A 17,011-nucleotide genomic window follows, 5' to 3' on the forward strand; every position below is an offset into this window, starting at 1 on the left:
TTGCATCCTTCTTGGTTAGCGGATATCGCGCTTGGGCTGCGCGGGGAAGTCAGGGGTGTTCGGTCGGATGAAGGGGACAGGCTTGCGGCGCTGCCGGCGCGCAGCGCGCCATGCCCGGTGCGTGGCGATCAGCGCCCACACCAGCAGCACGGCGACCACCGGGCCGACGGTCCACGCCTCGACGATCACGCACCGGCGCAACAGGTCGCCCAGGAAGCCGACGGCCATGCCGCACGCCAGCAGACGGAGGAGGGCGGATGGCTTCACGCGTCACCTCGCGCTTTCGCCATTGCGCGCAGCGCGAAGTCCCAGGTGGCATCGGTGTGGCCGAACTGCTCCAGGCGCTGCAGTGCCTCGTAGAGATCCGGCGCTGCGGCGATCAGACGGGCGTTGGCGAGTAGTTCGACAGCTATCGGGCTTCCTTCATCCAGGCCGATTCGGATGTTGTCGGCGTACACGCAAGCAGGCACTTCCTTGCGCGCCCCGGCGCTCGGAAAGCTGCCAATCTTGTGGCAGCTGCCGCAGGTAGTTTGGACCGTCTCAAGCGCCCACGGCCCAGGCGTCCACTTCGTCTCGGCAGCCATCAGCGCACCGCCATCACGAGCAGAGTGAACAGCACGCCAGCGCAGAACGAGCACGCGCCGATCAGGAACAGGCCTTCCGCTTCCTCGCGGATCGGCGGGATGTCTTCGAAGTGATCCATGGTCAAGCGGCCTCCGGGCCGTTGTCGTCGGTGGTCGTGGTCTGCATGCGGGCGCGGCGCGCGCGCTCCGCCAGTTCGTTGCGCACCTGCTGCGGGCAGCCGGCGGCGAGGAAATCGCGCTCTGCCTGCCGCGGGTCGTAGCCCAGCTCACGCGCCAACTGCCGGACGTGCGAGATCTGGTACTTGTCGTGCGAGTCGCGCACCGGGAACTGCAGGATCTGGGCGCTCATGGCTAGCGCCCCCGGCGGTAGCAGCGGACTTCCCACTGCTCCCACTCCATGCCGTTGTGGGAAATGAAGCAGTCGAAGCCGCGACGGCTCATCGAGTCAGCGAAGCGGATAGCGTCCTGATGGATGCCGAACCGCTCGATTCGATCGGCCACCCGCTTGCGCCGAAACGCAAGACACAGCAGTGCGGCGATCACTGCGGCGATGAGCCAGTAAAGGCCGCTCATGGCGCACCGCCTACGCGAGCCAGGGCGGCATATAGGCGACGAGGCGTCTCCTGTTCTCCGGGGGCAGCCTTGGACTGCAGAACCGCAGCAGCATCGCGTGACGCAGCGATCAGTTCGGTCATGGCAGCTCGCTGTGCATAGACCACGGCCTGCAGTTCTACTGCGGTCATGTCGGCAAGCTCTTTGCCGCGCAGGCTTGGCGGGCGCACATCGACAGGGGCGGGGGCGGTCATGCCGCCACCTGCCAGGGCATGGCCGACGCAATCTGCGGCAGCGGAACGTCAGTGAAGGCCCGCGCGAATGCCGCGCCGTAGCGCTGCGACTGGATCGGGTTGCGGCGCAGGTGGCCAGGGCGGGCAGCGGCCAGCAGTTCCAGCGGATCGATCGGCGCCCAGCGCACCCAGCCATCGCAGCACAGCGGCTCGGTGCACGGCACCGCGAACTCGCACTGCGGGTCCTGGTCCCACGAGTTGTTGCGGGTCAGCTCGCCAGCACCCTGGCACGTCCTGCAGACATGCTCGGTCGGCGTGTTGCGCGTGTAGTAGCGGCCCATCTCGTTCTCCCTGCCCGTGTGCTGGGCGATGGGAGAAGTCTAGCGAACTAGACTAGGTAGTCAAGAGAACTAGACAAACTAGACGAAGAAATTTATGAACGGAGTGCCCGTTGTTCATTTTCTGCGGTAGCAGCGCACTTCCCACCGGGGTGGCTGAGTAGAGACTTGCTCAATCCAGCAGTGGTAGTCGCCGGAGTCCTCTTGCGCGACGGCGAAAGCTTGCGCGGCTTCCCGACTCGCGAAGTACTCGATGCGCTCGGCGACGCGCTTGCGCCGGAAAGCTATGACGAGCAGTGCTGCAGCGATGATTCCCGCGATCCATGCGAGGGGTTCCATTCCCTATCCTCAGTCGGCCCAAGCCCCGATCCAGTGTACACGCCCGATCACGGTGATCGGCTCTCGCCTTGAGTCCATGCGCCTGGGGCGTCGCCAGTTGTGGTCGCCTGCGGGGTTGTCCGATTGGAAGTAAACGGCGCCATCCAGCACCAGCGCCCGCTTTACGAAATACTCGGGGTAGGTCATGCCATCCACCTGGATCACATACAGCAGGCCATCGACCACACGGGTGTCGGAGGTGTCGAACAGGATTGCGTCGCCGTCCTTGATCGTCGGCTCCATGCTGTCGCCCTTGCCGTAGTAGACGGCCAGGGGGTGATTGTGGATGCCGCGCCGTCTCAGGCTAGAAGACTTGAATTTCAGCTTGTGCGTCTCGGCGTATTCGTCTGCCTCGGCGCCGGCTCCAAGGCCGACCGCCTGGGAGTAGCCGACGATCCCGACATAGCCGTCATCTTCGTCCGCTTGTTCGCCGCCCTCTATCGGCCCGCGCCCGTACTGCAGCCACTCTTGGTTGACCTGCAGCGCCCTGCTGAGCTTCGTCACCGTGCTGGCGCGCACCTTCTCCGCGCTCGTTGTGCCGTCCAGCAGGAAGTAGATTCCGGCCTTGCTGAGCACCTTCCGAGCGATCAGGTCGCCCGGCGTCATGCCGCGGAGGGTTAGGGCGTGCTTTAGACGCTCGGCCATCGTGTCCATAGGTCTAGAACAGTAGAGCGCATTCAGACTAGAGCGCTTGACACCGCAGTCTAGTTCACTAGACTCAGCAACCATGGACATGACCAAGCAAGCAGTGAAGAAGGCCCTCAAGCTTGAGACCGACGCCGAGCTTGCTCGGTTCTTTGGCATCGGCCGCTGGGCAGTAGGCCAGTGGAAAGACGAAAAGCCGATTCCCCCGCTTCGACAGTTCCAGGCGCGCGACCTGCGCCCCGACGTCTTCGGCCCCCCGCCGGCGAAGAAGCGCCGGAAGGCTGCATAGCTCCATGGACCTCGGCCAGCTTCTGCTCTGGCTCACGTACCCGTCAGCGGTCGATCGCATAGCGCGATCCGCTTACGCCGCCACGCGCGCTAGCCAGCTTCCGCATGACGAGCTTGCCGCGGACCCAGCGCACGGCGAACCAGTTTCCTCCGATCCGCACCAGCGTCGTGACGTTGTGCGGGGTCTGTCTTCGTAGCAATTCCATCTCGGGTCGTCCTCGTGGCGGCCTTCCATTTCCGCTCGACCTCAACCGTCAACACGAGTCATGACCACTCAACACGCGTTACCGCTGATCGGCGCAGTCCCCTCGATCAACCGCGTCCCGATGCACCTCATCGGCCTGTGCCACAGCTCCGGCGATGCCGTGCTGCTGGCGATCCGCGTCGGAAAGAAGTCGCAGCGCCAGGTGGCGCACGACATCGGCATGGAGCCGGCGCAGCTGTCCCGGATCGTCGGCGGCACCGCGCACATGCCCGCGGATCTGGCGCTGGACTTCGCCCGGGCGGTGCGCAACTGGGGCTGGCAGCAGTGGGTCGCGCACAACTGCGGCATGGACCTGGTGCCGCGCACCGAATCGACCGAGGAGCGGCTGCACCGCCTGGAGGTCGAGAACGCCGAACTTCGCCTGAGGAACGCTGCATGAGCACCACCATCATGGCGGCCTGCTGGCCGATGCAAATGGCGCCGACGCCGAAAGCCGTCCTCATCTCGCTGGCAGACAACGCCAACGACCAGGGCGAGTGCTGGCCGAGCATCCCGAAGATCTGCGAACGCACCTGCTTCAGCGAGCGGACGGTGCACGCCGCGATCAAGTGGCTGGAGGACATCGGGCTGGTCGTGGCTGACCGATCGAACGGCCGGCACACGCGCTACACGGTGCGTCCCGAAGCCTACAAACCACCGCAGGAGCTGCACCCCCGCAGCTCTCGCACCCCCGCAGCTCCTGCGGTGCAACCCCCGCAGATCTCGCAGAAACCCCCGCAGCTCCCGCAGTCACCCCCGCAGGAGCTGCGGTCTAACCGTAAAGAACCTACAAGAACCGTCAGAAGCAACCGTCAGGGAGACGCAGCTGTCGCTGCTGACCTCCTGCCCGAGTTGCCGGTGAACCTGGTGAAAGATTTCCTGGCGATCCGGAAGGCGAAGCGGCTGCCGTTGACCGAGACGGCCGTCGACGGGATGAAGCGGGAAGCCGCCAAGGCCGGGATCACGCTGGAGTCGGCGGTGCGGATGTGCTGCGAACGTGGGTGGGCGAGCTTCCGTTCCGACTGGCTGGCGCGCGACGGTGCCCCGGCGGCCGGGCAGGCCGTGTACGGCCAGCAGCAGCAGCGCGACCCGAACGCTCTGCCGAGGCTGGTGGCATGAGGCGCGACGACTCGGTTTTCCACGTCGAGCGGCTGGTGCTGTACACCGCCATGGCCCGGCCGTCGGCGCTGTCGGAGATCTCGCTGCAGGCCAAGCACTTCGGCCACGAGGCGCACGCGCAGCTGTGGGAGCTGATCCAGGCGCAGACGCTGCAGAACCGGCCGATCGACCCCGTGACGATGGTTGACGCCGCCGCGCGCCTTGGCGACCACCGGCTGTCCGAGTTGGCGATGGCGATCGGCAGCGCGACGGACCTGTACCCGGTCACCGAGGCGGGCTACCAGGCGCGGATCATCGCCGAGGCCTGGCGTGCACGCGAGACGCTGCAGATCGGCCTGGACCTAGCTGCCTCGGCGAAGCAGCGCGAGGAAGGCGCGGCCGATCGCGCGATGCAGCGGCTCATGGACCTGCACACCGATGACCGCAGCTACGAACACACCGCGCGCACCGCGATGCAGGCTGCGCTGGACGGGGCTGCGCGGGCGCGTGCCAACGGCGGCCGCATCCTGGGTGTGCCGACGGGGATCTTCGACCTCGACGACACGCTGGGCGGCCTGCACGACTGCGACCTGATCGTGATCGGCGCGCCTCCCGGCACAGGCAAAACAGGCCTGCTGCTGGGCACCACGGCCGCCGGCGCGAAGGTCGGCCCCGTCGGCCTGATCTCGGGCGAGCAGCCGCACGACCAGGTCGGTCTGCGCTGGCTCGCCGTGGGCAGCAGCATCGGCGTGGGCCGGCTGCGCGCCGGCAAGTTCGACGAGCACGACATGTCGAGCATGGATCACGCCGCCGAACGCTTCGGCGCGCTGCCGGTGCACATCCTTGATCGCGGCTCGCCGGACATCACCGAGGTGATCCGCGTGGCGCGGCGCTGGAAGGCGCAGTACGGCCTTCGGGCGCTGTACGTCGATTACCTGCAGCGGCTGGAGATGGAGTCGCTGTCGAAGGCGCCGAAGCACGAGCGGATTGGCGCCATCGCACGGAGTCTGAAGAACCTGGCGCGCGACCTGCGCATCCCCGTCGTTGCGCTGTCGCAGGTTCGGCGGCCGCAGACCGAGAAGCCGGGCGACAACCCACGGCTGACGATGCACCACCTGGCCGACAGCTCCGAGATCGAGAAGGAGGCCGACCAGATCATGATGCTGTGGCGCGACAAGTCGAACCCCCAGTCGGAGCGCAGCGCGGCCGAGATCAATGTGGTCAAGAACCGGCACGGGAACATCGGCACGGTCTACTGCACCTGGCACGGCGGCACCACGTCGTTCGTTAACCGCAGCGCAGCGGATGAGTTCGAGGGGGCCGCATGACCACGGCCGCCGCGAAGAAGGTGCAGAGCAAGCGCGCGCGCCGGCCGGTCTACGCCGTGGTGGAGCGCGTGGTGGTGCTGGAGACTGGCGAGGAGCGGCTGGCCATCCTGGCCGCGCACCCGATCGACCGGAAGCTGATGCACGAGCGCGGCTACCGACGAGGCGACGAACTGCGGCTGGAGATCAAGAAGCCGCGGAACGTGAAGTTCCACCGCCTGGCGCACGCCGTCGGCGCGCTACTGGTCGAGAACGTCGAGGCGTTCCGCGCCCGCGGCAGCCACGACGCGCTGAAGCAGGTGCAGCGCGAGGCCGGGGTGTGCTGCGAGCCGATGGAACTTGACCTGGGGCCGGTGCTGGGCAAGGTGGCAGTGCAGGTGCCGCGCTCGATCGCGTTCGACGAGATGGACGGAGCCGAGTTCGAGCAGTTCTTCCTGGGCATCTGCGACTACATCGACCAGCACTACCAGTCAGCGATGACCGAGGAAGTGCGGGCTGAGTACCTGCTGATGGTGGCTGGGAACGGAACGCAGCCGGCGCCGGCGCGGAGGGCTGCATGATCCAGGTCGCCGTCCTGTTCGCCCGTGCCGATAGCGTCTACAAGACGCTTCCCGGCTGCGACGTGTACGACATGGAGCGCGACGCGCGCACGTTCGCCGGCGGCATGCAGGTGGCGGCATGAAGCGCGGCCGCAGCACTGGCGCTCCGACGCGCGCGCAGCAGGCGCGGTTCGATGCGATCCGCGAAGTCGGCTGCATCGTCGCGCGCTCCCTCGGCCTGGGCCACGTGCCTTGCGAGATCCACCACCTGACCGTAGGCGGCAAGCACGGCGCCCCGCGGCGCGGCCACGACTACACCGTCGGCCTCAACAGCTGGTCGCACCGCGGCGAGCCGTTCGGCGGCATGTCGGCGGCGCAGTGCGAGGCGATGTTCGGCCCCTCCTACGCGCGCCAGCCGCGCGCATTCCGCGAGCAGATCGGCAGGGACGACTACCTGCTTGACCTGCAGAACACCCTGATCGAACAGCACACAGCGAGGGCAGCATGATCAACGAACAGCGATACGAGCAGGCGAGGGAGGCCGGGCGCCGCGCGCGCCAGGTCGGGAAGGGGCGCGACGACGGCCCGCGCTACGGCATCACGACCGACGACCGGGCGCTGCGGGAAGCCTGGGTGCTGGGCTGGGATGCAGAGGACCAGGAGCGCAAGCCGCGCCGGAGCGCGGCATGACCAAGACGCTGGCCAAGAAGATCCACGACCGGCTGCAGCGCGTCGGCAAGCGCGCTGGTCTGGCGCCGGCGCAGAAGCCAGTGGCGCAGACCGGGCCGGCCGAGACCGTCGAGCAGTTCCTCGCTCGCGGTGGGCGCGTGCAGCAGCTGCCTGGCATCCAGGGCGCGCCGCCGCCGCGTACCATTCCGACCTGGAGAAATGCGCTATGACCATGCGGCTGACGTTCGGTGTGGACCCGGGATTGACCGGTGCGGTGGCGACCCTGATCGATGGTGAGGCCGGCCCGATCCTGGACATGCCGACGGTGCTGGTCGGCGACTGGCGGGAGGTCGACGCAAGGGCCTTGGCGGTGTGGATCCGCGAACAGCGTGCCGCGCACCCCGGCGCCTACGTCTGTGCCTGCATCGAGAAGGTCGGTGCGCGGCCCAACGATGGCGGCACAACGGCTTTCCGATTCGGCGACAGCTACGGCCAGGCGCGCGCCGTGCTTCAGGTCCTTGGCATTCCCTACACCCGTGCCATTCCGGCGGTGTGGAAGCGCCGCATGGGGCTACTGGGGCAGGACAAAGACGCGGCGCGCCAGCTCGCCCTGCAGCGCTTCCCGGCTGCCGCCACGCAGCTGCAGCGGAAGAAGGACGACGGTCGCGCCGACGCGCTGCTGATCGCGCTGTACCACGAACACACAGAGCAGGGGGCATGGGCAGCATGACCCGCGACGAATTCGACAACCTGCTGCGCCTGTGGGGCTGGGCGTTCGGCCCGCGCCGCCAGGAGCAGGAAGAGGGCGCCGGCATGTACGGCACATCGGCGCTCGCCGGGCTGGGCCGGCCGGCGACGATCCGGCAATCGACGACGATGGACCGCGGCGGCGTGGCGCGGCGGCGCATGCTGGGCGTTGCCGCCGGTCTGGTCGATGACGCCGGCGTCGTCCATCTCGTGCCGGCGTGGACCGTCGAACCAGTCCGCGGAACGCAGACCCGCACCGGCGCGGCGAAGGTGCTGGCGCCGGACTTCAGCATTCCCGCCGATGCGCTGCGCGTGGAGCAGTCCGTGACCCGACTACGCCGGCAGGAGCACGACCTGGCGACCGCGCTGCGGACCCAGTTCTGCACGGTGCTCGGCGGCCAGCGCGACAAGGCAGACCACCTGGGGCTGCGGCTTGGCGTCTATCGGGAGCGTCTGGCGGAGGCCAAGGGGTGGGTGCGCCGCGACCTCGACGCTTGACGCGTTCCGAACGCTGATCTACTCTCGGCGCCATTCCTCAGAAGTCCGTCAGCGGCCCGCCATCGAGCGGGCCGTTTGCGTTTCTGGCCTCCCCGAAGGGACCCCCATGTCGCTCCTACCCCTCCCGATCGCGCCCGCGCTGGCGCTGTCGCAGATCATCGTGCCTGCGCTCGTCGAGATAGGCGACGGCATGGACTCACCGCCGGCGCGCGTGCAACTGCTGGCCATGGCCATGCAGGAATCCGGCCTGAAGACCCGCCACCAGATCGGCGGCCCGGCGCGTGGCCTGTGGCAGTTCGAGACCGCCGGCGTGCGCGGCGTGCTGACGCACTCATCCAGCCAGCGGCGCGCGCGGGCGCTGTGCGAGCGCCACGGCATCGCGCCGACCATCGCCGCTGTATTCGACGCGCTCGAACGCGACGACGTTCTGGCGGCCGGCTTCGCGCGCCTGCTGCTGTGGACGCTGCCGGTAGCGTTGCCGGCGCTGGGCGACGAGCAGGAGGCCTGGAACCAGTACATCGAGGCCTGGCGGCCGGGCAAGCCGCACCGTGACCGCTGGGCGACGGTGTACCCGCAGGCGCTCCGGGCGGTGCAGGGGTGAACATGGAAGTGCAGCCAGGCAACGACGGCCGCGCACGTGTCGCGCTGGGGCCTGTGGAGCGCTGGGCCGCCGGCGTCATGGGCGCGGCGATCGTCATGTGCGGCTACTGGCTGCTGGGGTCGGTGCAGTCGATGCTCGGCCAGCAGCAGGCCACCGCGCAGCAACTGGCGACGATGACGCAGCAGCTGCAGACCATCAACACGCAGTTGGCGGACGTGCCGGCGTTGAAGCTGGAAGTCGCGAAGACGCAGATCAAGGTCGAGCAGCACGACCAGGAAATCAAGGAGCTGAAGCAGCTCCGAGGTATGAAATGAAGGTCGAACTGATCGAGGACTGGCGCCGCGCGTGGAAGCTGGCCAGCGTCCAGGTGTTCGCTGGTATCGCGCTGTTGCCGGACATCTACAACGGCGTGGCCGCGCTCGGCTGGATGGATGAGCTTCCCGGCCCGGCGAAGTGGATCATCCGAAGCATGGGCGCCGCCGGCGTGATCGCGCGCATCGTGCGGCAGAACTCCCCGGCGCCGCGCGCATGATCGCCACCCCGGACCCCGCGCGCCCTTACCTCGCCACTATCCGCGTGGTCGGCTACTGCCTGCTGGCCGGCGTCGTGCTAATCGCTGGCTGCAACCTAGGCCAGCGCATGAAGAGCGCCGACGCCGCCGACAAGGTGGCGGCTGCCGGCAAGGCGCAGGCCAAGGCCGAGCAACTCGCCGCCGACCGCCTGGCGTCGGCGAACGCGTGCGGCGCGGCGCTGGCCGACGTCAACCGCGATACCGCGCTGGCGAAGCAGCGAGCGGACGACTGGAAGCGAGCCGCCGAGATCGCCGACGCTCGTGCCGCGAAGGCCACCAGCGCCGCCGCCGCGGCCGCCGCGCGCGCCGACAAGGCCCTGCAGGCGGCCAAGGCCAATGCAACTTGCCGCTCGCAGCTCGCGATAGAGCTGTGCCCCGAGATCCCACTGCTGTAGGAGCAGGCCATGACCGACCACCAGATCGAACAGGAAATCCAGGCCAAGGGCCTGACCGCGCCGCGCGTGAAGCCGGCGGACATCGAGGCGGAGATCGCCAGCGAGTACTACTTCACCGCGTCCCATGGCGCGGCCAGCGAGTTCGCGCTGACCAAGTTTCATGGTGAGGACTCCTTGCCGCATGCACCCCTGGAAATGCTCACCTTCTGCGTGCTCGTGCTGCGCAACGGCTTCACCGTCACCGGCGAATCGGCCTGCGCCAGCCCGGAGAACTTCGACGCCGAGATCGGCCGCAAGATCGCGCGGCAGAACGCCGTGGCGAAAGTCTGGCCGCTGCTGGGCTTCCGGCTGCGCGACAAGCTGGCGGGCTGACGATGCACCGCCTCCTGTTGATCGTCGTGCTGCTTCCGCTCGCTGGCTGGGGTGGGTGCTCCGCCCCGGTGAAGCCGCAGATCCCCGAGAAGGTCTACGTGCGTGTCGAGGTGCCGGCGCAGCTGCCCAAGAGCCTGACCGCCGGCTGCCCCCCGGTGCATGCGCAGCAGCGCTCGATCGAGGCCGTGGTGTCCGCCTACAACACCAACATCCCGAGCCAGACCGACTGCGACCAGCGCATGGGTGAGATCCGCCGCCTGACCGCGCCGGCCCAGGAGCAGAGCAAGCCGTGAGCGCCTGCGACGAAATCGGCACCGTCAGCCGCGCCTACGTCTCGGCGCACGACCGCACCCGCATCCACCAGGTCAGCGTGCCGCCCGGTGAGCGCCGCTGCGTCGTGGCCGACTTCAACGGAGCGCTGTCGCCGGCCCGCTCGATCGCCTCGGCCGAGTGGCGGCTGTCCAGCCTGGGCGTGGCGTCGATGAGCGACGCGGCCATCCCGAACGCACGCACGGCGCAGGTGCAGGTGCGCGTCGGCTTCCCCGGGCAGGTGGCGCTACGCTGCGTGGCCACGCTGGACAACGGCGAGACCTACGTGCAGCGCTACGTGATCGTCGTGCCGTCGATGCCGTTCTTCGGCGACGAGGCGGTGCAGGCCGGCCCGCTGGTGCTGACGGCGGTGCCAGCGTGATGCGTAGTACGATTGCCGCGTCTGGGTGTGCAGGAGCCGGCGCAGAAGCTTGCGACGGGAGCCAATCGCCGGTGTGTGCTGGGTTCAATGACCAGGCCCGCAACGCCACGCCGGAAACGATAGGCGTCTCCAGGGCATTGCCAGCGGGTTCGAGTCCCGCCGCCCAGACGCTTCACCTCGGGGGCTGCTGCTGATGGCACGCCCCAGCAAGTACAGCCAGGCGCTGCTGGACCGCATCTGCCAGGAGCTGGCCAAGGGCCGGCCGCTGACGGTCATCTGCCGCGAGATCAGCGACGAGGGCACCGCACTGGCTCCACGTACCGTTCGCGACTGGATCAACGAGCGGGACGCCGACGACAAGCTGACCGAGCGTGCTCGGCACGTATCCGCCGCCATCGCGTGCGCGAGGGAGCTGGGCGAGGAAGCACTGGCCGAGCAGTGCCTGGAAATCGCCGACGACAGCCGGAACGACTGGATGGACCGCGCGGCAGAGAAGGGCGACGAGATCGCGCTGCAGTTCAACGGCGAGCACGTCCAGCGCTCCAAGCTGCGCATTGAGACCCGCCTGAAGCTGCTGGCGAAGTTCAACCCGAAGCGCTGGGGCGACAAGGTGGCTCAGGAGATCAGCGGCCCAGGCGGCGCGCCGGTTCAGTCGGTGACCCGCATTGAGCTGGTGGCGGCGACCGGCTCGCAGGTAGCGGATGACCACAGTCCGGATTGAACTGCCGCCCAAGCTGGTGCCGGTCTTCGCCGGTGAGGCTGACTTCCGCGGCGCCTACGGTGGACGCGGCTCAGCCAAGACGCGCAGCTTCGCCAAGATGGCGGCGGTTCGCGCTCTCATGTGGGCGCAGGAAGGGCGCCGGGGTGTAGTGGTGTGCGGTCGCGAGTTCATGAACTCGCTGGCCGAGTCGTCCATGGCCGAGGTCAAGGCGGCGATCCAGTCGGAGCCGTGGCTGGCCGCGCACTTCGATGTCGGCGAGGAGTACATCCGCACCGCTGACCGCAGGGTTGAGTTCGTCTTCATCGGCCTGCGCCGCAACCTGGACAGCATCAAGTCCAAGGCGCGCATCCTGCTGTTGTGGGTGGACGAAGCGGAGAACGTCAGCGAGACGGCCTGGGAGAAGGCAATCCCGACCGTTCGGGAGGAAGGGTCCGAGATCTGGGTGACCTGGAACCCTGAGCGGGAAGCCAGCGCGACGCACAAGCGGTTCCGCGATGATCCGCCGGCGCGCAGCAAGATCGTTGAGCTGAACTGGCGGGACAACCCTTTCTTCCCGGAGTCGCTGAACCGCAAGCGCCTTGAGGACAAGGAGAAGCGGCCGGACAGCTACGACCACATCTGGGAAGGCGGGATGAAGACGGCGATCAGCGGCGCGTACTACGCCGCGGCGCTGGCGCAGGCCAAGGAAGAGGGGCGAATCAGCCGTGTCGCGGCAGACCCGCTCATGACCTTGCGGGCCTACTGGGACATCGGCGGCACGGGTGCCAAGGCCGACGCTTGCGCAATCTGGATCGTTCAGTTCATCGGTCGGTCTATCCCCGTGGTGCGCTACTACGAGGCGGTCGGGCAGCCGCTGGCAACGCACGTGGACTGGCTGCGCCGGAACGGCTTCGATCGCGCTGCCTGCGTGCTTCCACACGACGGCGCAGCGCACGACAAGGTGCATGCGGTCAGCTACGAGAGCGAGTTGCGCAAAGCTGGCTTCGAGGTTCGCGTGATTCCCAATATGGGAGTCGGCGCGGCGATGACTCGCATCGAGGCGGCGCGGCGCGTGCTGCCCAGCGTGTGGTTCAACAACGCCATGGTCCGTGATGCACGGGAAGGCCTGGAAGGCAAAGAGGCGGACGCCACCGGCGCCGGCCGAGCGGCCTTGGGCTGGTATCACGAGAAGCGCGACGAGAAGCGCAACATCGGCTTCGGCCCGAACCACGACTGGGCCAGCCACGGCTCCGACGCATTCGGCCTGATGGCCGTGGACTACCTGAGCACCGACCACACGACCGTGGCCGACACCTCCGGTCTGATGGACTACCCAACGGATTACTGATGGCAGATCGCACCGACAACGACGCGCTGGCCGAGATGCGCAAGCGATACGACCGAGCGACCGAGGCGTGCAGCAAGCTGTACGACGCGGCGCGCGAGGACGAGCGGTTCGTCACGATCCCCGGCGAGCAGTGGGACAAGCAGCTGAAGGCTCGCCGGCGCAACCGGCCGACCTACGAGTTCCCGAAGCTTTACCCGCACATCCGCGACGTGGTCAACGAGATGCGTCAGGGCCGGCCGCAGGGCAAGGTGCGCCCGTCGGAGGAGAGCGACACCGGCTTGGCCGAGATCATGCAGGGCATCTGCCGCAACATCGAGTCGGTGAGCAACGCCGACCGCGCCTACGACATCGCCTACGAGAAGGCGCTGAAGGGCGGCTTCGGCGTGTGGCGGATCTGCACCGACTACATCAACGACGACGACTTCGAGCAGGACATCTGCATCAAGGCGGTGCGCAACCCCTACGCCGTGAAGTTCGACGCCGCGGCCCAGGAGATCGATCGGCGCGACGCGAACTTCGCGTTCGTGGAAGAACTGATCCCCGAGGCCGACTACGAGCGGCAGTGGCCGGACGTGCCCCTGGCTGACTTCGAAGGCGACGCGGCACACGACCAGTCGAAGTGGCGCGAGGCCGGCAAGGTCCGCATCGTCGAATACTGGTACAAGGAGCCGAAGAAGCGCGAGCTGTGGGCGCTGAGCAGCGGCGCGGTGGTGTTCGCCGACGAGGCTGGACTGGACGAGGACGAGCTGGCGCTGGCCGGCCTGCAGATCCTGCGCCGGCGTACCGTGGACTCTCACGTCGTGAAGGTCCGGCTGAGCAACGGCAGCCAGTGGCTGACCGAGCCGCAGGTGTTCCCGAGCAAGTACATCGGCCTGGTGCCGGTCTGGGGCAACATCGACAATATCGACGGCGAGGACTACTGGCAGGGCATGGTCCGCGCGAATAAGGACCAGCAGCGCTTGCACAACGTGCACCGCACCGCGGCGATCGAGGCCGTGGCGAAGTCGCCGAAAGCGCCCTTCATCTTGAGGATGAAGGACATCAAGGGGTACGAGAATTTTTGGAAGGCAGCGAATTCCGAGGACTTCCCGTACCTGCCCCTGGCGGACGCCGCGACCGACATCCCGAAGCGCTCGCAGCAGGCTGAGATCCCGGCCGCGCTGCTGCAGCTGGCGGCGATGGACAACGAGGACATCAAGGCCAGCACCGGCCGCTACAACGCCAGCCTGGGCGCCACGTCGAACGAGACCAGCGGCCGCGCGATCAACGCGCGCAAGCTGCAGGGCGCGGTGGCGACCTTCAACTACCTGGACAACCTGGGCTACGCGATCCAGTACACCTACGAGATCCTGGTCGACATGATCCCGCGGGTGTACGACACCCAGCGCGTCGTGCGCGTGCTCGGCGCCGACGGCGGCGAGAAGTGGAAGACCCTCTACCAGGAGGTGGTGGACCCGGAGACCGGGCAAACCATAGTGCTCAACGACATCCGCAAGGGGAAGTACGACGTGACCATCACCGTCGGCCCGAGCTTCGCCACCCAGCGCATGGAGGCTGTCGACGCGTTCACCCAGATGCTTGGCCAGATGGGGCCGGGCCTGCCGCCGCCGATCGCCGCGCTCATGGCATACACCGCGATCAAGAACATGGATCTGCCGGGATCGGAGGAGCTGGACGAAGCGTTCCGCAAGATCCTGGTGGAGCAGGGCGTCATCCCTCCGAAGGACGGCGAGGAGCCGCCGAAGCCGCAGCAGCCTGACCCGAAGGTGCAGGCGGAAGCCGGCAAGACCGCCGCGCAAGCGCAGTTGGCGCAGGCCCAGGCCGAGGGCCAGCAGTTGGAGAACCTGACGATCGCTCAGCAGCTCCAGCTGCAGCAGATGCTGCCAGCCATCCTGCAGCAGCTGCAGGCCACGGCAGCGCCGCCGGGCGCGCCGCCGCTACCCGACCCGCAGGGCATGCCGATGCCCGCCCAGATGCCCAATCAACCGCCGCAAGGCGGTTTTTCTTTGCCCGCACCCACGGCGTAACGCCGCCCGCATCGGCCCGGCTTGGCCGAAACCCGAGAGGATGAGATGAGCGACAACACCGAAGCCCTGCCCCAGGGCGGCCAGACCGTGGCCGAAGGGAACACCCAGGCCCAGCAGCCGCAGCCGCGCAACGACATCGAAGCGCAGCGCATGGAGGCCGATGCGGCCGCCCAGCAGCCGGCCGCCGACAAGGACAAGGCCGATGCGGAGCGCAAGCGCAACCGCACGCGCGACTACATCCAGCGGCTGAACGCGGAGAACGCCGAGTACCGCCGCAAGATCGCCGACATCGAAGCCCGCCTGCCGAAGGCGCCCGAACCGAAGGGTGCGCCGAAGCCGGAGGACTTCAATTTCGATGAAGACGCGTACCAGCGCGCCAAGATCCAGCACGAGCTGGCCGAGGCCCGCAAGCAGTGGGACGCGGAAAACCAGACCAAGGCCGAAGCCCAGAAGCAGCAGGAAACCGCCAACGCGTATGCGCAGCGCGCAAACGCATTCGCCGCGATCCATGAGGACTACCTCGAGGTCGTCGGTTCGATGGATCCCTCGCTGCTGCTGCCGGAGCTTCAGGCCGCGATCATCGCCCACGAAAAGGGGCCGGAGATCGCTTATCGGCTCGCCCAGAACGAGGACGAGCTGCTGCAGTTGGCGTCCACACGCCCCGAGCTACTGGAGCGGGCGCTGGCCCGCTACGCCGCGCGCATGAGCGATGCGCCGCCGGAACCGATTGCGCCTGCCGCGGCCGCGGCGAACGCACTGGCCACTCCGGCAATCGCCACCCAACCCAAACCCATTTCCCAAGCGCCGGCCCCCGCGCCGCGCGTCGGCGGTCGTGCGCCAGCGGAAACCCCGCCGGAAAAGCTCACCGACGACCAGTGGTACGCGCGTGACCGGGAGCGCAGGCGCAAGCGATAACCCATAGGAGTTCACCATGGCCAACGTCGGCCAAGCACTGACCCACCAGATGGTTGCCCGCGAGGCGGCCAAGATGCTGGTGGAAGAAAACGAAGTCGTCAGCAACATCAACACCGACCGCTCGATCGAGTTCGGCGAGGAGGTCAACGGCTACGGCAAGGGCGACACCGTCAAGGTGATGATCCCGCCCACCCCGGTCGTGTTCGACGGCAACGTGTTCGCCGGCGGCAGCTCCACCGCGCCGTCGACCAACGAGAGCTACGTCAACCTGATCCTGGACACCCAGAAGCACGTCGGCCTGACCTTCGGCGCGAAGGAGAAGAAGCTCGAGCTGACCGACTTCAAGAAGCGGTTCCTGAAGCCGGCCATGCAGGCGCTCAGCTCCAAGATCAATGCGGACCTCCTGAACCGCATGCGCTACCAGACCGCCAACGTGGTGGGCACCTGGGGCACGATCCCGAGCACCCGCACGCCGTACCGCGCGGCCAGCGCCATGCTGAACCGCTTCCTGGCGCCCAGCGGTGACCGCAGCCTGCACTTCTCGTCCGACGCGAACATCGCGCTGGCCGAGGCCAACTCGCCCCTGTTCCACACGAAGGGCGAGTTGGAGGAGGAGTTCAGCGAGAACGCCGTCGGGCGCTTCGCCGGATTCGACTTCTACGAGCAGCAGGGTCTGTCGGTGCAGGCCAACGGCGCCGGCTCCGGCTACGCGGTCAATGGCGCTGGCCAGACGGGCAACCTGCTGGCGGTGACGACCGGCACCGGTGCGCTGACCCGCGGTACGGTCTTCACCATCGCCGGCGTCAACGCGGTGCACCCGATCACCGGTGCGGATACCGGGCAGCCGCGCATGTTCGTGGTCACCGCAGACTACGCCGGCGGCGCGGGCAGCGTCTCGATCTTCCCGGCGATCTACCCGGTCACCTCGACCTACATCGGCACCGTCACTGCATCGCCGGCGAACAGCGCGGCGATCACCGTGTTCGGCACCGCCTCGCAGAGCAAGCGCCAGGGCATCGGCTTCCACCGCGATGCGTTCGCCGCCGCTTTCGCGCCGCTGCCGGTGCTGGCGTCCTGCGAGGGCTACACCGCCACCATCGGCAAGGTCAGCGTCCGCGTGATGACCTTCGGCGACGGCTACAACGACCGGGAGAACACCCGTATCGACGTGCTGTACGGCGAGGCCGCGGTGCGTCCCGACCACTCGGTGCGCATCACCGAGTAACCCCACAGGGGCCGGCCTTCGGGCTGGC

The 17,011-nt window shown here is 67.9% G+C and carries 32 protein-coding genes; 23 read left to right on the forward strand and 9 right to left on the reverse strand.

Features of this window, described 5'->3' with window-relative positions; genetic code table 11:
- Positions 1-15: 15 nt before the first annotated feature.
- The 8 genes from ACP93_RS02235 to ACP93_RS02265 form a co-directional block, all read right to left on the reverse strand.
- Entirely contained in the window at positions 16-267 is a 252-nt protein-coding gene (locus ACP93_RS02235) for a hypothetical protein (protein ID WP_131721567.1), read from the reverse strand.
- A complete protein-coding gene (locus tag ACP93_RS02240; RefSeq protein ID WP_048489222.1) occupies positions 264-584 on the reverse strand; it encodes a hypothetical protein in 321 nt (106 codons plus the stop codon). The genes ACP93_RS02235 and ACP93_RS02240 overlap by 4 nt, the downstream gene beginning before the upstream one ends.
- A 121-nt stretch (positions 585-705) precedes the next feature.
- On the reverse strand, positions 706-933 hold the full coding sequence (locus ACP93_RS02245) for a hypothetical protein (RefSeq protein WP_048489223.1): 228 nt from the start codon (positions 931-933) through the stop codon (positions 706-708).
- A 2-nt stretch (positions 934-935) separates the two neighbouring features.
- On the reverse strand, positions 936-1,157 hold the full coding sequence (locus tag ACP93_RS02250; RefSeq protein WP_048489224.1) for a hypothetical protein: 222 nt from the start codon (positions 1,155-1,157) through the stop codon (positions 936-938).
- The gene (locus tag ACP93_RS21625; protein WP_131721568.1) at positions 1,154-1,390 is read right to left on the reverse strand and encodes a hypothetical protein; all 237 of its coding nucleotides are present in this window, start codon (positions 1,388-1,390) and stop codon (positions 1,154-1,156) included. Before ACP93_RS21625 ends, ACP93_RS02250 begins: the two co-directional genes overlap by 4 nt.
- On the reverse strand, positions 1,387-1,710 hold the full coding sequence (locus ACP93_RS02255) for a hypothetical protein (RefSeq protein ID WP_048489225.1): 324 nt from the start codon (positions 1,708-1,710) through the stop codon (positions 1,387-1,389). Before ACP93_RS02255 ends, ACP93_RS21625 begins: the two co-directional genes overlap by 4 nt.
- A 114-nt stretch (positions 1,711-1,824) precedes the next feature.
- Positions 1,825-2,046 (reverse strand): hypothetical protein, encoded by a 222-nt coding sequence (locus ACP93_RS02260; RefSeq protein ID WP_048489226.1) that lies wholly within the window; start codon positions 2,044-2,046, stop codon positions 1,825-1,827.
- Positions 2,047-2,055: 9 nt separating this feature from the next.
- Positions 2,056-2,739 carry a S24 family peptidase gene (locus ACP93_RS02265; RefSeq protein WP_048489227.1) on the reverse strand — a complete coding sequence of 228 codons (684 nt, stop codon included), beginning with the start codon at positions 2,737-2,739 and terminating at the stop codon, positions 2,056-2,058.
- A 79-nt stretch (positions 2,740-2,818) separates the two neighbouring features.
- Here ACP93_RS02265 and ACP93_RS02270 point away from each other — a divergent pair, with 79 nt between their 5' ends.
- Positions 2,819-3,019, forward strand: a complete 201-nt coding sequence (locus tag ACP93_RS02270; protein ID WP_162208493.1) for a helix-turn-helix domain-containing protein — start codon at positions 2,819-2,821, stop codon at positions 3,017-3,019.
- Positions 3,020-3,062: 43 nt separating this feature from the next.
- On the opposite strand, the gene ACP93_RS21965 is transcribed toward ACP93_RS02270, so the two are convergent.
- Entirely contained in the window at positions 3,063-3,224 is a 162-nt protein-coding gene (locus ACP93_RS21965) for a hypothetical protein (protein WP_157862423.1), read from the reverse strand.
- A gap of 60 nt (positions 3,225-3,284) precedes the next feature.
- On the opposite strand from ACP93_RS21965, the gene ACP93_RS02275 reads away from it, so the two are divergent.
- The 22 genes from ACP93_RS02275 to ACP93_RS02375 all read left to right on the forward strand — a co-directional run bounded on the left by ACP93_RS02275 (position 3,285) and on the right by ACP93_RS02375 (position 16,983).
- Positions 3,285-3,662: a helix-turn-helix domain-containing protein gene (locus ACP93_RS02275; protein WP_048489229.1), complete on the forward strand. Its 378-nt coding sequence runs from the start codon at positions 3,285-3,287 to the stop codon at positions 3,660-3,662.
- Positions 3,659-4,381: a helix-turn-helix domain-containing protein gene (locus ACP93_RS20770; protein ID WP_053069662.1), complete on the forward strand. Its 723-nt coding sequence runs from the start codon at positions 3,659-3,661 to the stop codon at positions 4,379-4,381. Before ACP93_RS02275 ends, ACP93_RS20770 begins: the two co-directional genes overlap by 4 nt.
- Complete coding sequence (locus ACP93_RS20775; protein WP_131721569.1) at positions 4,264-5,688, forward strand: replicative DNA helicase; 1,425 nt, start codon at positions 4,264-4,266, stop codon at positions 5,686-5,688. Before ACP93_RS20770 ends, ACP93_RS20775 begins: the two co-directional genes overlap by 118 nt.
- Complete coding sequence (locus tag ACP93_RS02290) at positions 5,685-6,245, forward strand: hypothetical protein (RefSeq protein WP_048489230.1); 561 nt, start codon at positions 5,685-5,687, stop codon at positions 6,243-6,245. Before ACP93_RS20775 ends, ACP93_RS02290 begins: the two co-directional genes overlap by 4 nt.
- On the forward strand, positions 6,242-6,367 hold the full coding sequence (locus ACP93_RS22425; RefSeq protein ID WP_255347922.1) for a hypothetical protein: 126 nt from the start codon (positions 6,242-6,244) through the stop codon (positions 6,365-6,367). Before ACP93_RS02290 ends, ACP93_RS22425 begins: the two co-directional genes overlap by 4 nt.
- Positions 6,364-6,732: a Ref family recombination enhancement nuclease gene (locus tag ACP93_RS02295; protein ID WP_048489231.1), complete on the forward strand. Its 369-nt coding sequence runs from the start codon at positions 6,364-6,366 to the stop codon at positions 6,730-6,732. The genes ACP93_RS22425 and ACP93_RS02295 overlap by 4 nt, the downstream gene beginning before the upstream one ends.
- Positions 6,729-6,914, forward strand: a complete 186-nt coding sequence (locus ACP93_RS02300; protein ID WP_048489232.1) for a DNA-directed RNA polymerase subunit omega — start codon at positions 6,729-6,731, stop codon at positions 6,912-6,914. Before ACP93_RS02295 ends, ACP93_RS02300 begins: the two co-directional genes overlap by 4 nt.
- Positions 6,911-7,123: a hypothetical protein gene (locus tag ACP93_RS02305; protein WP_048489233.1), complete on the forward strand. Its 213-nt coding sequence runs from the start codon at positions 6,911-6,913 to the stop codon at positions 7,121-7,123. Before ACP93_RS02300 ends, ACP93_RS02305 begins: the two co-directional genes overlap by 4 nt.
- 44 nt (positions 7,124-7,167) lie before the next feature.
- Positions 7,168-7,623, forward strand: a complete 456-nt coding sequence (locus tag ACP93_RS02310) for a RuvC family protein (protein WP_131721570.1) — start codon at positions 7,168-7,170, stop codon at positions 7,621-7,623.
- Entirely contained in the window at positions 7,620-8,138 is a 519-nt protein-coding gene (locus ACP93_RS02315; protein ID WP_131721571.1) for a hypothetical protein, read from the forward strand. The genes ACP93_RS02310 and ACP93_RS02315 overlap by 4 nt, the downstream gene beginning before the upstream one ends.
- Before the next feature lie 106 nt (positions 8,139-8,244).
- Positions 8,245-8,739 carry a hypothetical protein gene (locus ACP93_RS02320; RefSeq protein ID WP_048489235.1) on the forward strand — a complete coding sequence of 165 codons (495 nt, stop codon included), beginning with the start codon at positions 8,245-8,247 and terminating at the stop codon, positions 8,737-8,739.
- A gap of 2 nt (positions 8,740-8,741) precedes the next feature.
- Positions 8,742-9,053: a coiled-coil domain-containing protein gene (locus ACP93_RS02325; protein WP_048489236.1), complete on the forward strand. Its 312-nt coding sequence runs from the start codon at positions 8,742-8,744 to the stop codon at positions 9,051-9,053.
- Positions 9,050-9,271: a DUF7940 domain-containing protein gene (locus ACP93_RS02330; protein WP_048489237.1), complete on the forward strand. Its 222-nt coding sequence runs from the start codon at positions 9,050-9,052 to the stop codon at positions 9,269-9,271. The genes ACP93_RS02325 and ACP93_RS02330 overlap by 4 nt, the downstream gene beginning before the upstream one ends.
- Positions 9,268-9,705, forward strand: a complete 438-nt coding sequence (locus tag ACP93_RS02335; RefSeq protein WP_048489238.1) for a hypothetical protein — start codon at positions 9,268-9,270, stop codon at positions 9,703-9,705. Before ACP93_RS02330 ends, ACP93_RS02335 begins: the two co-directional genes overlap by 4 nt.
- Before the next feature lie 9 nt (positions 9,706-9,714).
- On the forward strand, positions 9,715-10,077 hold the full coding sequence (locus tag ACP93_RS02340) for a Gp49 family protein (RefSeq protein ID WP_048489239.1): 363 nt from the start codon (positions 9,715-9,717) through the stop codon (positions 10,075-10,077).
- Positions 10,078-10,079: 2 nt separating this feature from the next.
- Positions 10,080-10,370 (forward strand): hypothetical protein, encoded by a 291-nt coding sequence (locus ACP93_RS02345; RefSeq protein ID WP_048489240.1) that lies wholly within the window; start codon positions 10,080-10,082, stop codon positions 10,368-10,370.
- Positions 10,367-10,768 (forward strand): hypothetical protein, encoded by a 402-nt coding sequence (locus ACP93_RS02350; RefSeq protein WP_048489241.1) that lies wholly within the window; start codon positions 10,367-10,369, stop codon positions 10,766-10,768. The genes ACP93_RS02345 and ACP93_RS02350 overlap by 4 nt, the downstream gene beginning before the upstream one ends.
- Before the next feature lie 193 nt (positions 10,769-10,961).
- On the forward strand, positions 10,962-11,489 hold the full coding sequence (locus ACP93_RS02355; protein WP_053069665.1) for a terminase small subunit-like protein: 528 nt from the start codon (positions 10,962-10,964) through the stop codon (positions 11,487-11,489).
- Positions 11,470-12,816 (forward strand): PBSX family phage terminase large subunit, encoded by a 1,347-nt coding sequence (locus ACP93_RS02360; protein WP_048489242.1) that lies wholly within the window; start codon positions 11,470-11,472, stop codon positions 12,814-12,816. The genes ACP93_RS02355 and ACP93_RS02360 overlap by 20 nt, the downstream gene beginning before the upstream one ends.
- Entirely contained in the window at positions 12,816-14,843 is a 2,028-nt protein-coding gene (locus ACP93_RS02365) for a portal protein (protein ID WP_048489243.1), read from the forward strand. The genes ACP93_RS02360 and ACP93_RS02365 overlap by 1 nt, the downstream gene beginning before the upstream one ends.
- A gap of 45 nt (positions 14,844-14,888) precedes the next feature.
- On the forward strand, positions 14,889-15,758 hold the full coding sequence (locus ACP93_RS02370; protein ID WP_048489244.1) for a hypothetical protein: 870 nt from the start codon (positions 14,889-14,891) through the stop codon (positions 15,756-15,758).
- Between the two features lie 16 nt (positions 15,759-15,774).
- Positions 15,775-16,983, forward strand: a complete 1,209-nt coding sequence (locus tag ACP93_RS02375) for a P22 phage major capsid protein family protein (RefSeq protein WP_048489245.1) — start codon at positions 15,775-15,777, stop codon at positions 16,981-16,983.
- The last annotated feature ends 28 nt before the right edge of the window (positions 16,984-17,011 follow it).

This window comes from Xanthomonas sp. NCPPB 1128, assembly GCF_001043115.1.
Lineage (GTDB): Bacteria > Pseudomonadota > Gammaproteobacteria > Xanthomonadales > Xanthomonadaceae > Xanthomonas_A.

Bases quoted from the DNA above. Each gene is read 5' to 3' on its own strand.
- ACP93_RS02240 (WP_048489222.1), bottom strand. From the start codon at position 584: ATGGCTGCCGAGACGAAGTGGACGCCTGGGCCGTGGGCGCTTGAGACG.
- ACP93_RS02245 (WP_048489223.1), bottom strand. From the start codon at position 933: ATGAGCGCCCAGATCCTGCAGTTCCCGGTGCGCGACTCGCACGACAAG.
- ACP93_RS02250 (WP_048489224.1), bottom strand. From the start codon at position 1,157: ATGAGCGGCCTTTACTGGCTCATCGCCGCAGTGATCGCCGCACTGCTG.
- ACP93_RS21625 (WP_131721568.1), bottom strand. From the start codon at position 1,390: ATGACCGCCCCCGCCCCTGTCGATGTGCGCCCGCCAAGCCTGCGCGGC.
- ACP93_RS02255 (WP_048489225.1), bottom strand. From the start codon at position 1,710: ATGGGCCGCTACTACACGCGCAACACGCCGACCGAGCATGTCTGCAGG.
- ACP93_RS02260 (WP_048489226.1), bottom strand. From the start codon at position 2,046: ATGGAACCCCTCGCATGGATCGCGGGAATCATCGCTGCAGCACTGCTC.
- ACP93_RS02265 (WP_048489227.1), bottom strand. From the start codon at position 2,739: ATGGACACGATGGCCGAGCGTCTAAAGCACGCCCTAACCCTCCGCGGC.
- ACP93_RS02270 (WP_162208493.1), top strand. From the start codon at position 2,819: ATGACCAAGCAAGCAGTGAAGAAGGCCCTCAAGCTTGAGACCGACGCC.
- ACP93_RS21965 (WP_157862423.1), bottom strand. From the start codon at position 3,224: ATGGAATTGCTACGAAGACAGACCCCGCACAACGTCACGACGCTGGTG.
- ACP93_RS02275 (WP_048489229.1), top strand. From the start codon at position 3,285: ATGACCACTCAACACGCGTTACCGCTGATCGGCGCAGTCCCCTCGATC.
- ACP93_RS20770 (WP_053069662.1), top strand. From the start codon at position 3,659: ATGAGCACCACCATCATGGCGGCCTGCTGGCCGATGCAAATGGCGCCG.
- ACP93_RS02290 (WP_048489230.1), top strand. From the start codon at position 5,685: ATGACCACGGCCGCCGCGAAGAAGGTGCAGAGCAAGCGCGCGCGCCGG.
- ACP93_RS22425 (WP_255347922.1), top strand. From the start codon at position 6,242: ATGATCCAGGTCGCCGTCCTGTTCGCCCGTGCCGATAGCGTCTACAAG.
- ACP93_RS02295 (WP_048489231.1), top strand. From the start codon at position 6,364: ATGAAGCGCGGCCGCAGCACTGGCGCTCCGACGCGCGCGCAGCAGGCG.
- ACP93_RS02300 (WP_048489232.1), top strand. From the start codon at position 6,729: ATGATCAACGAACAGCGATACGAGCAGGCGAGGGAGGCCGGGCGCCGC.
- ACP93_RS02305 (WP_048489233.1), top strand. From the start codon at position 6,911: ATGACCAAGACGCTGGCCAAGAAGATCCACGACCGGCTGCAGCGCGTC.
- ACP93_RS02315 (WP_131721571.1), top strand. From the start codon at position 7,620: ATGACCCGCGACGAATTCGACAACCTGCTGCGCCTGTGGGGCTGGGCG.
- ACP93_RS02320 (WP_048489235.1), top strand. From the start codon at position 8,245: ATGTCGCTCCTACCCCTCCCGATCGCGCCCGCGCTGGCGCTGTCGCAG.
- ACP93_RS02325 (WP_048489236.1), top strand. From the start codon at position 8,742: ATGGAAGTGCAGCCAGGCAACGACGGCCGCGCACGTGTCGCGCTGGGG.
- ACP93_RS02330 (WP_048489237.1), top strand. From the start codon at position 9,050: ATGAAGGTCGAACTGATCGAGGACTGGCGCCGCGCGTGGAAGCTGGCC.
- ACP93_RS02335 (WP_048489238.1), top strand. From the start codon at position 9,268: ATGATCGCCACCCCGGACCCCGCGCGCCCTTACCTCGCCACTATCCGC.
- ACP93_RS02340 (WP_048489239.1), top strand. From the start codon at position 9,715: ATGACCGACCACCAGATCGAACAGGAAATCCAGGCCAAGGGCCTGACC.
- ACP93_RS02345 (WP_048489240.1), top strand. From the start codon at position 10,080: ATGCACCGCCTCCTGTTGATCGTCGTGCTGCTTCCGCTCGCTGGCTGG.
- ACP93_RS02355 (WP_053069665.1), top strand. From the start codon at position 10,962: ATGGCACGCCCCAGCAAGTACAGCCAGGCGCTGCTGGACCGCATCTGC.
- ACP93_RS02360 (WP_048489242.1), top strand. From the start codon at position 11,470: ATGACCACAGTCCGGATTGAACTGCCGCCCAAGCTGGTGCCGGTCTTC.
- ACP93_RS02365 (WP_048489243.1), top strand. From the start codon at position 12,816: ATGGCAGATCGCACCGACAACGACGCGCTGGCCGAGATGCGCAAGCGA.
- ACP93_RS02370 (WP_048489244.1), top strand. From the start codon at position 14,889: ATGAGCGACAACACCGAAGCCCTGCCCCAGGGCGGCCAGACCGTGGCC.
- ACP93_RS02375 (WP_048489245.1), top strand. From the start codon at position 15,775: ATGGCCAACGTCGGCCAAGCACTGACCCACCAGATGGTTGCCCGCGAG.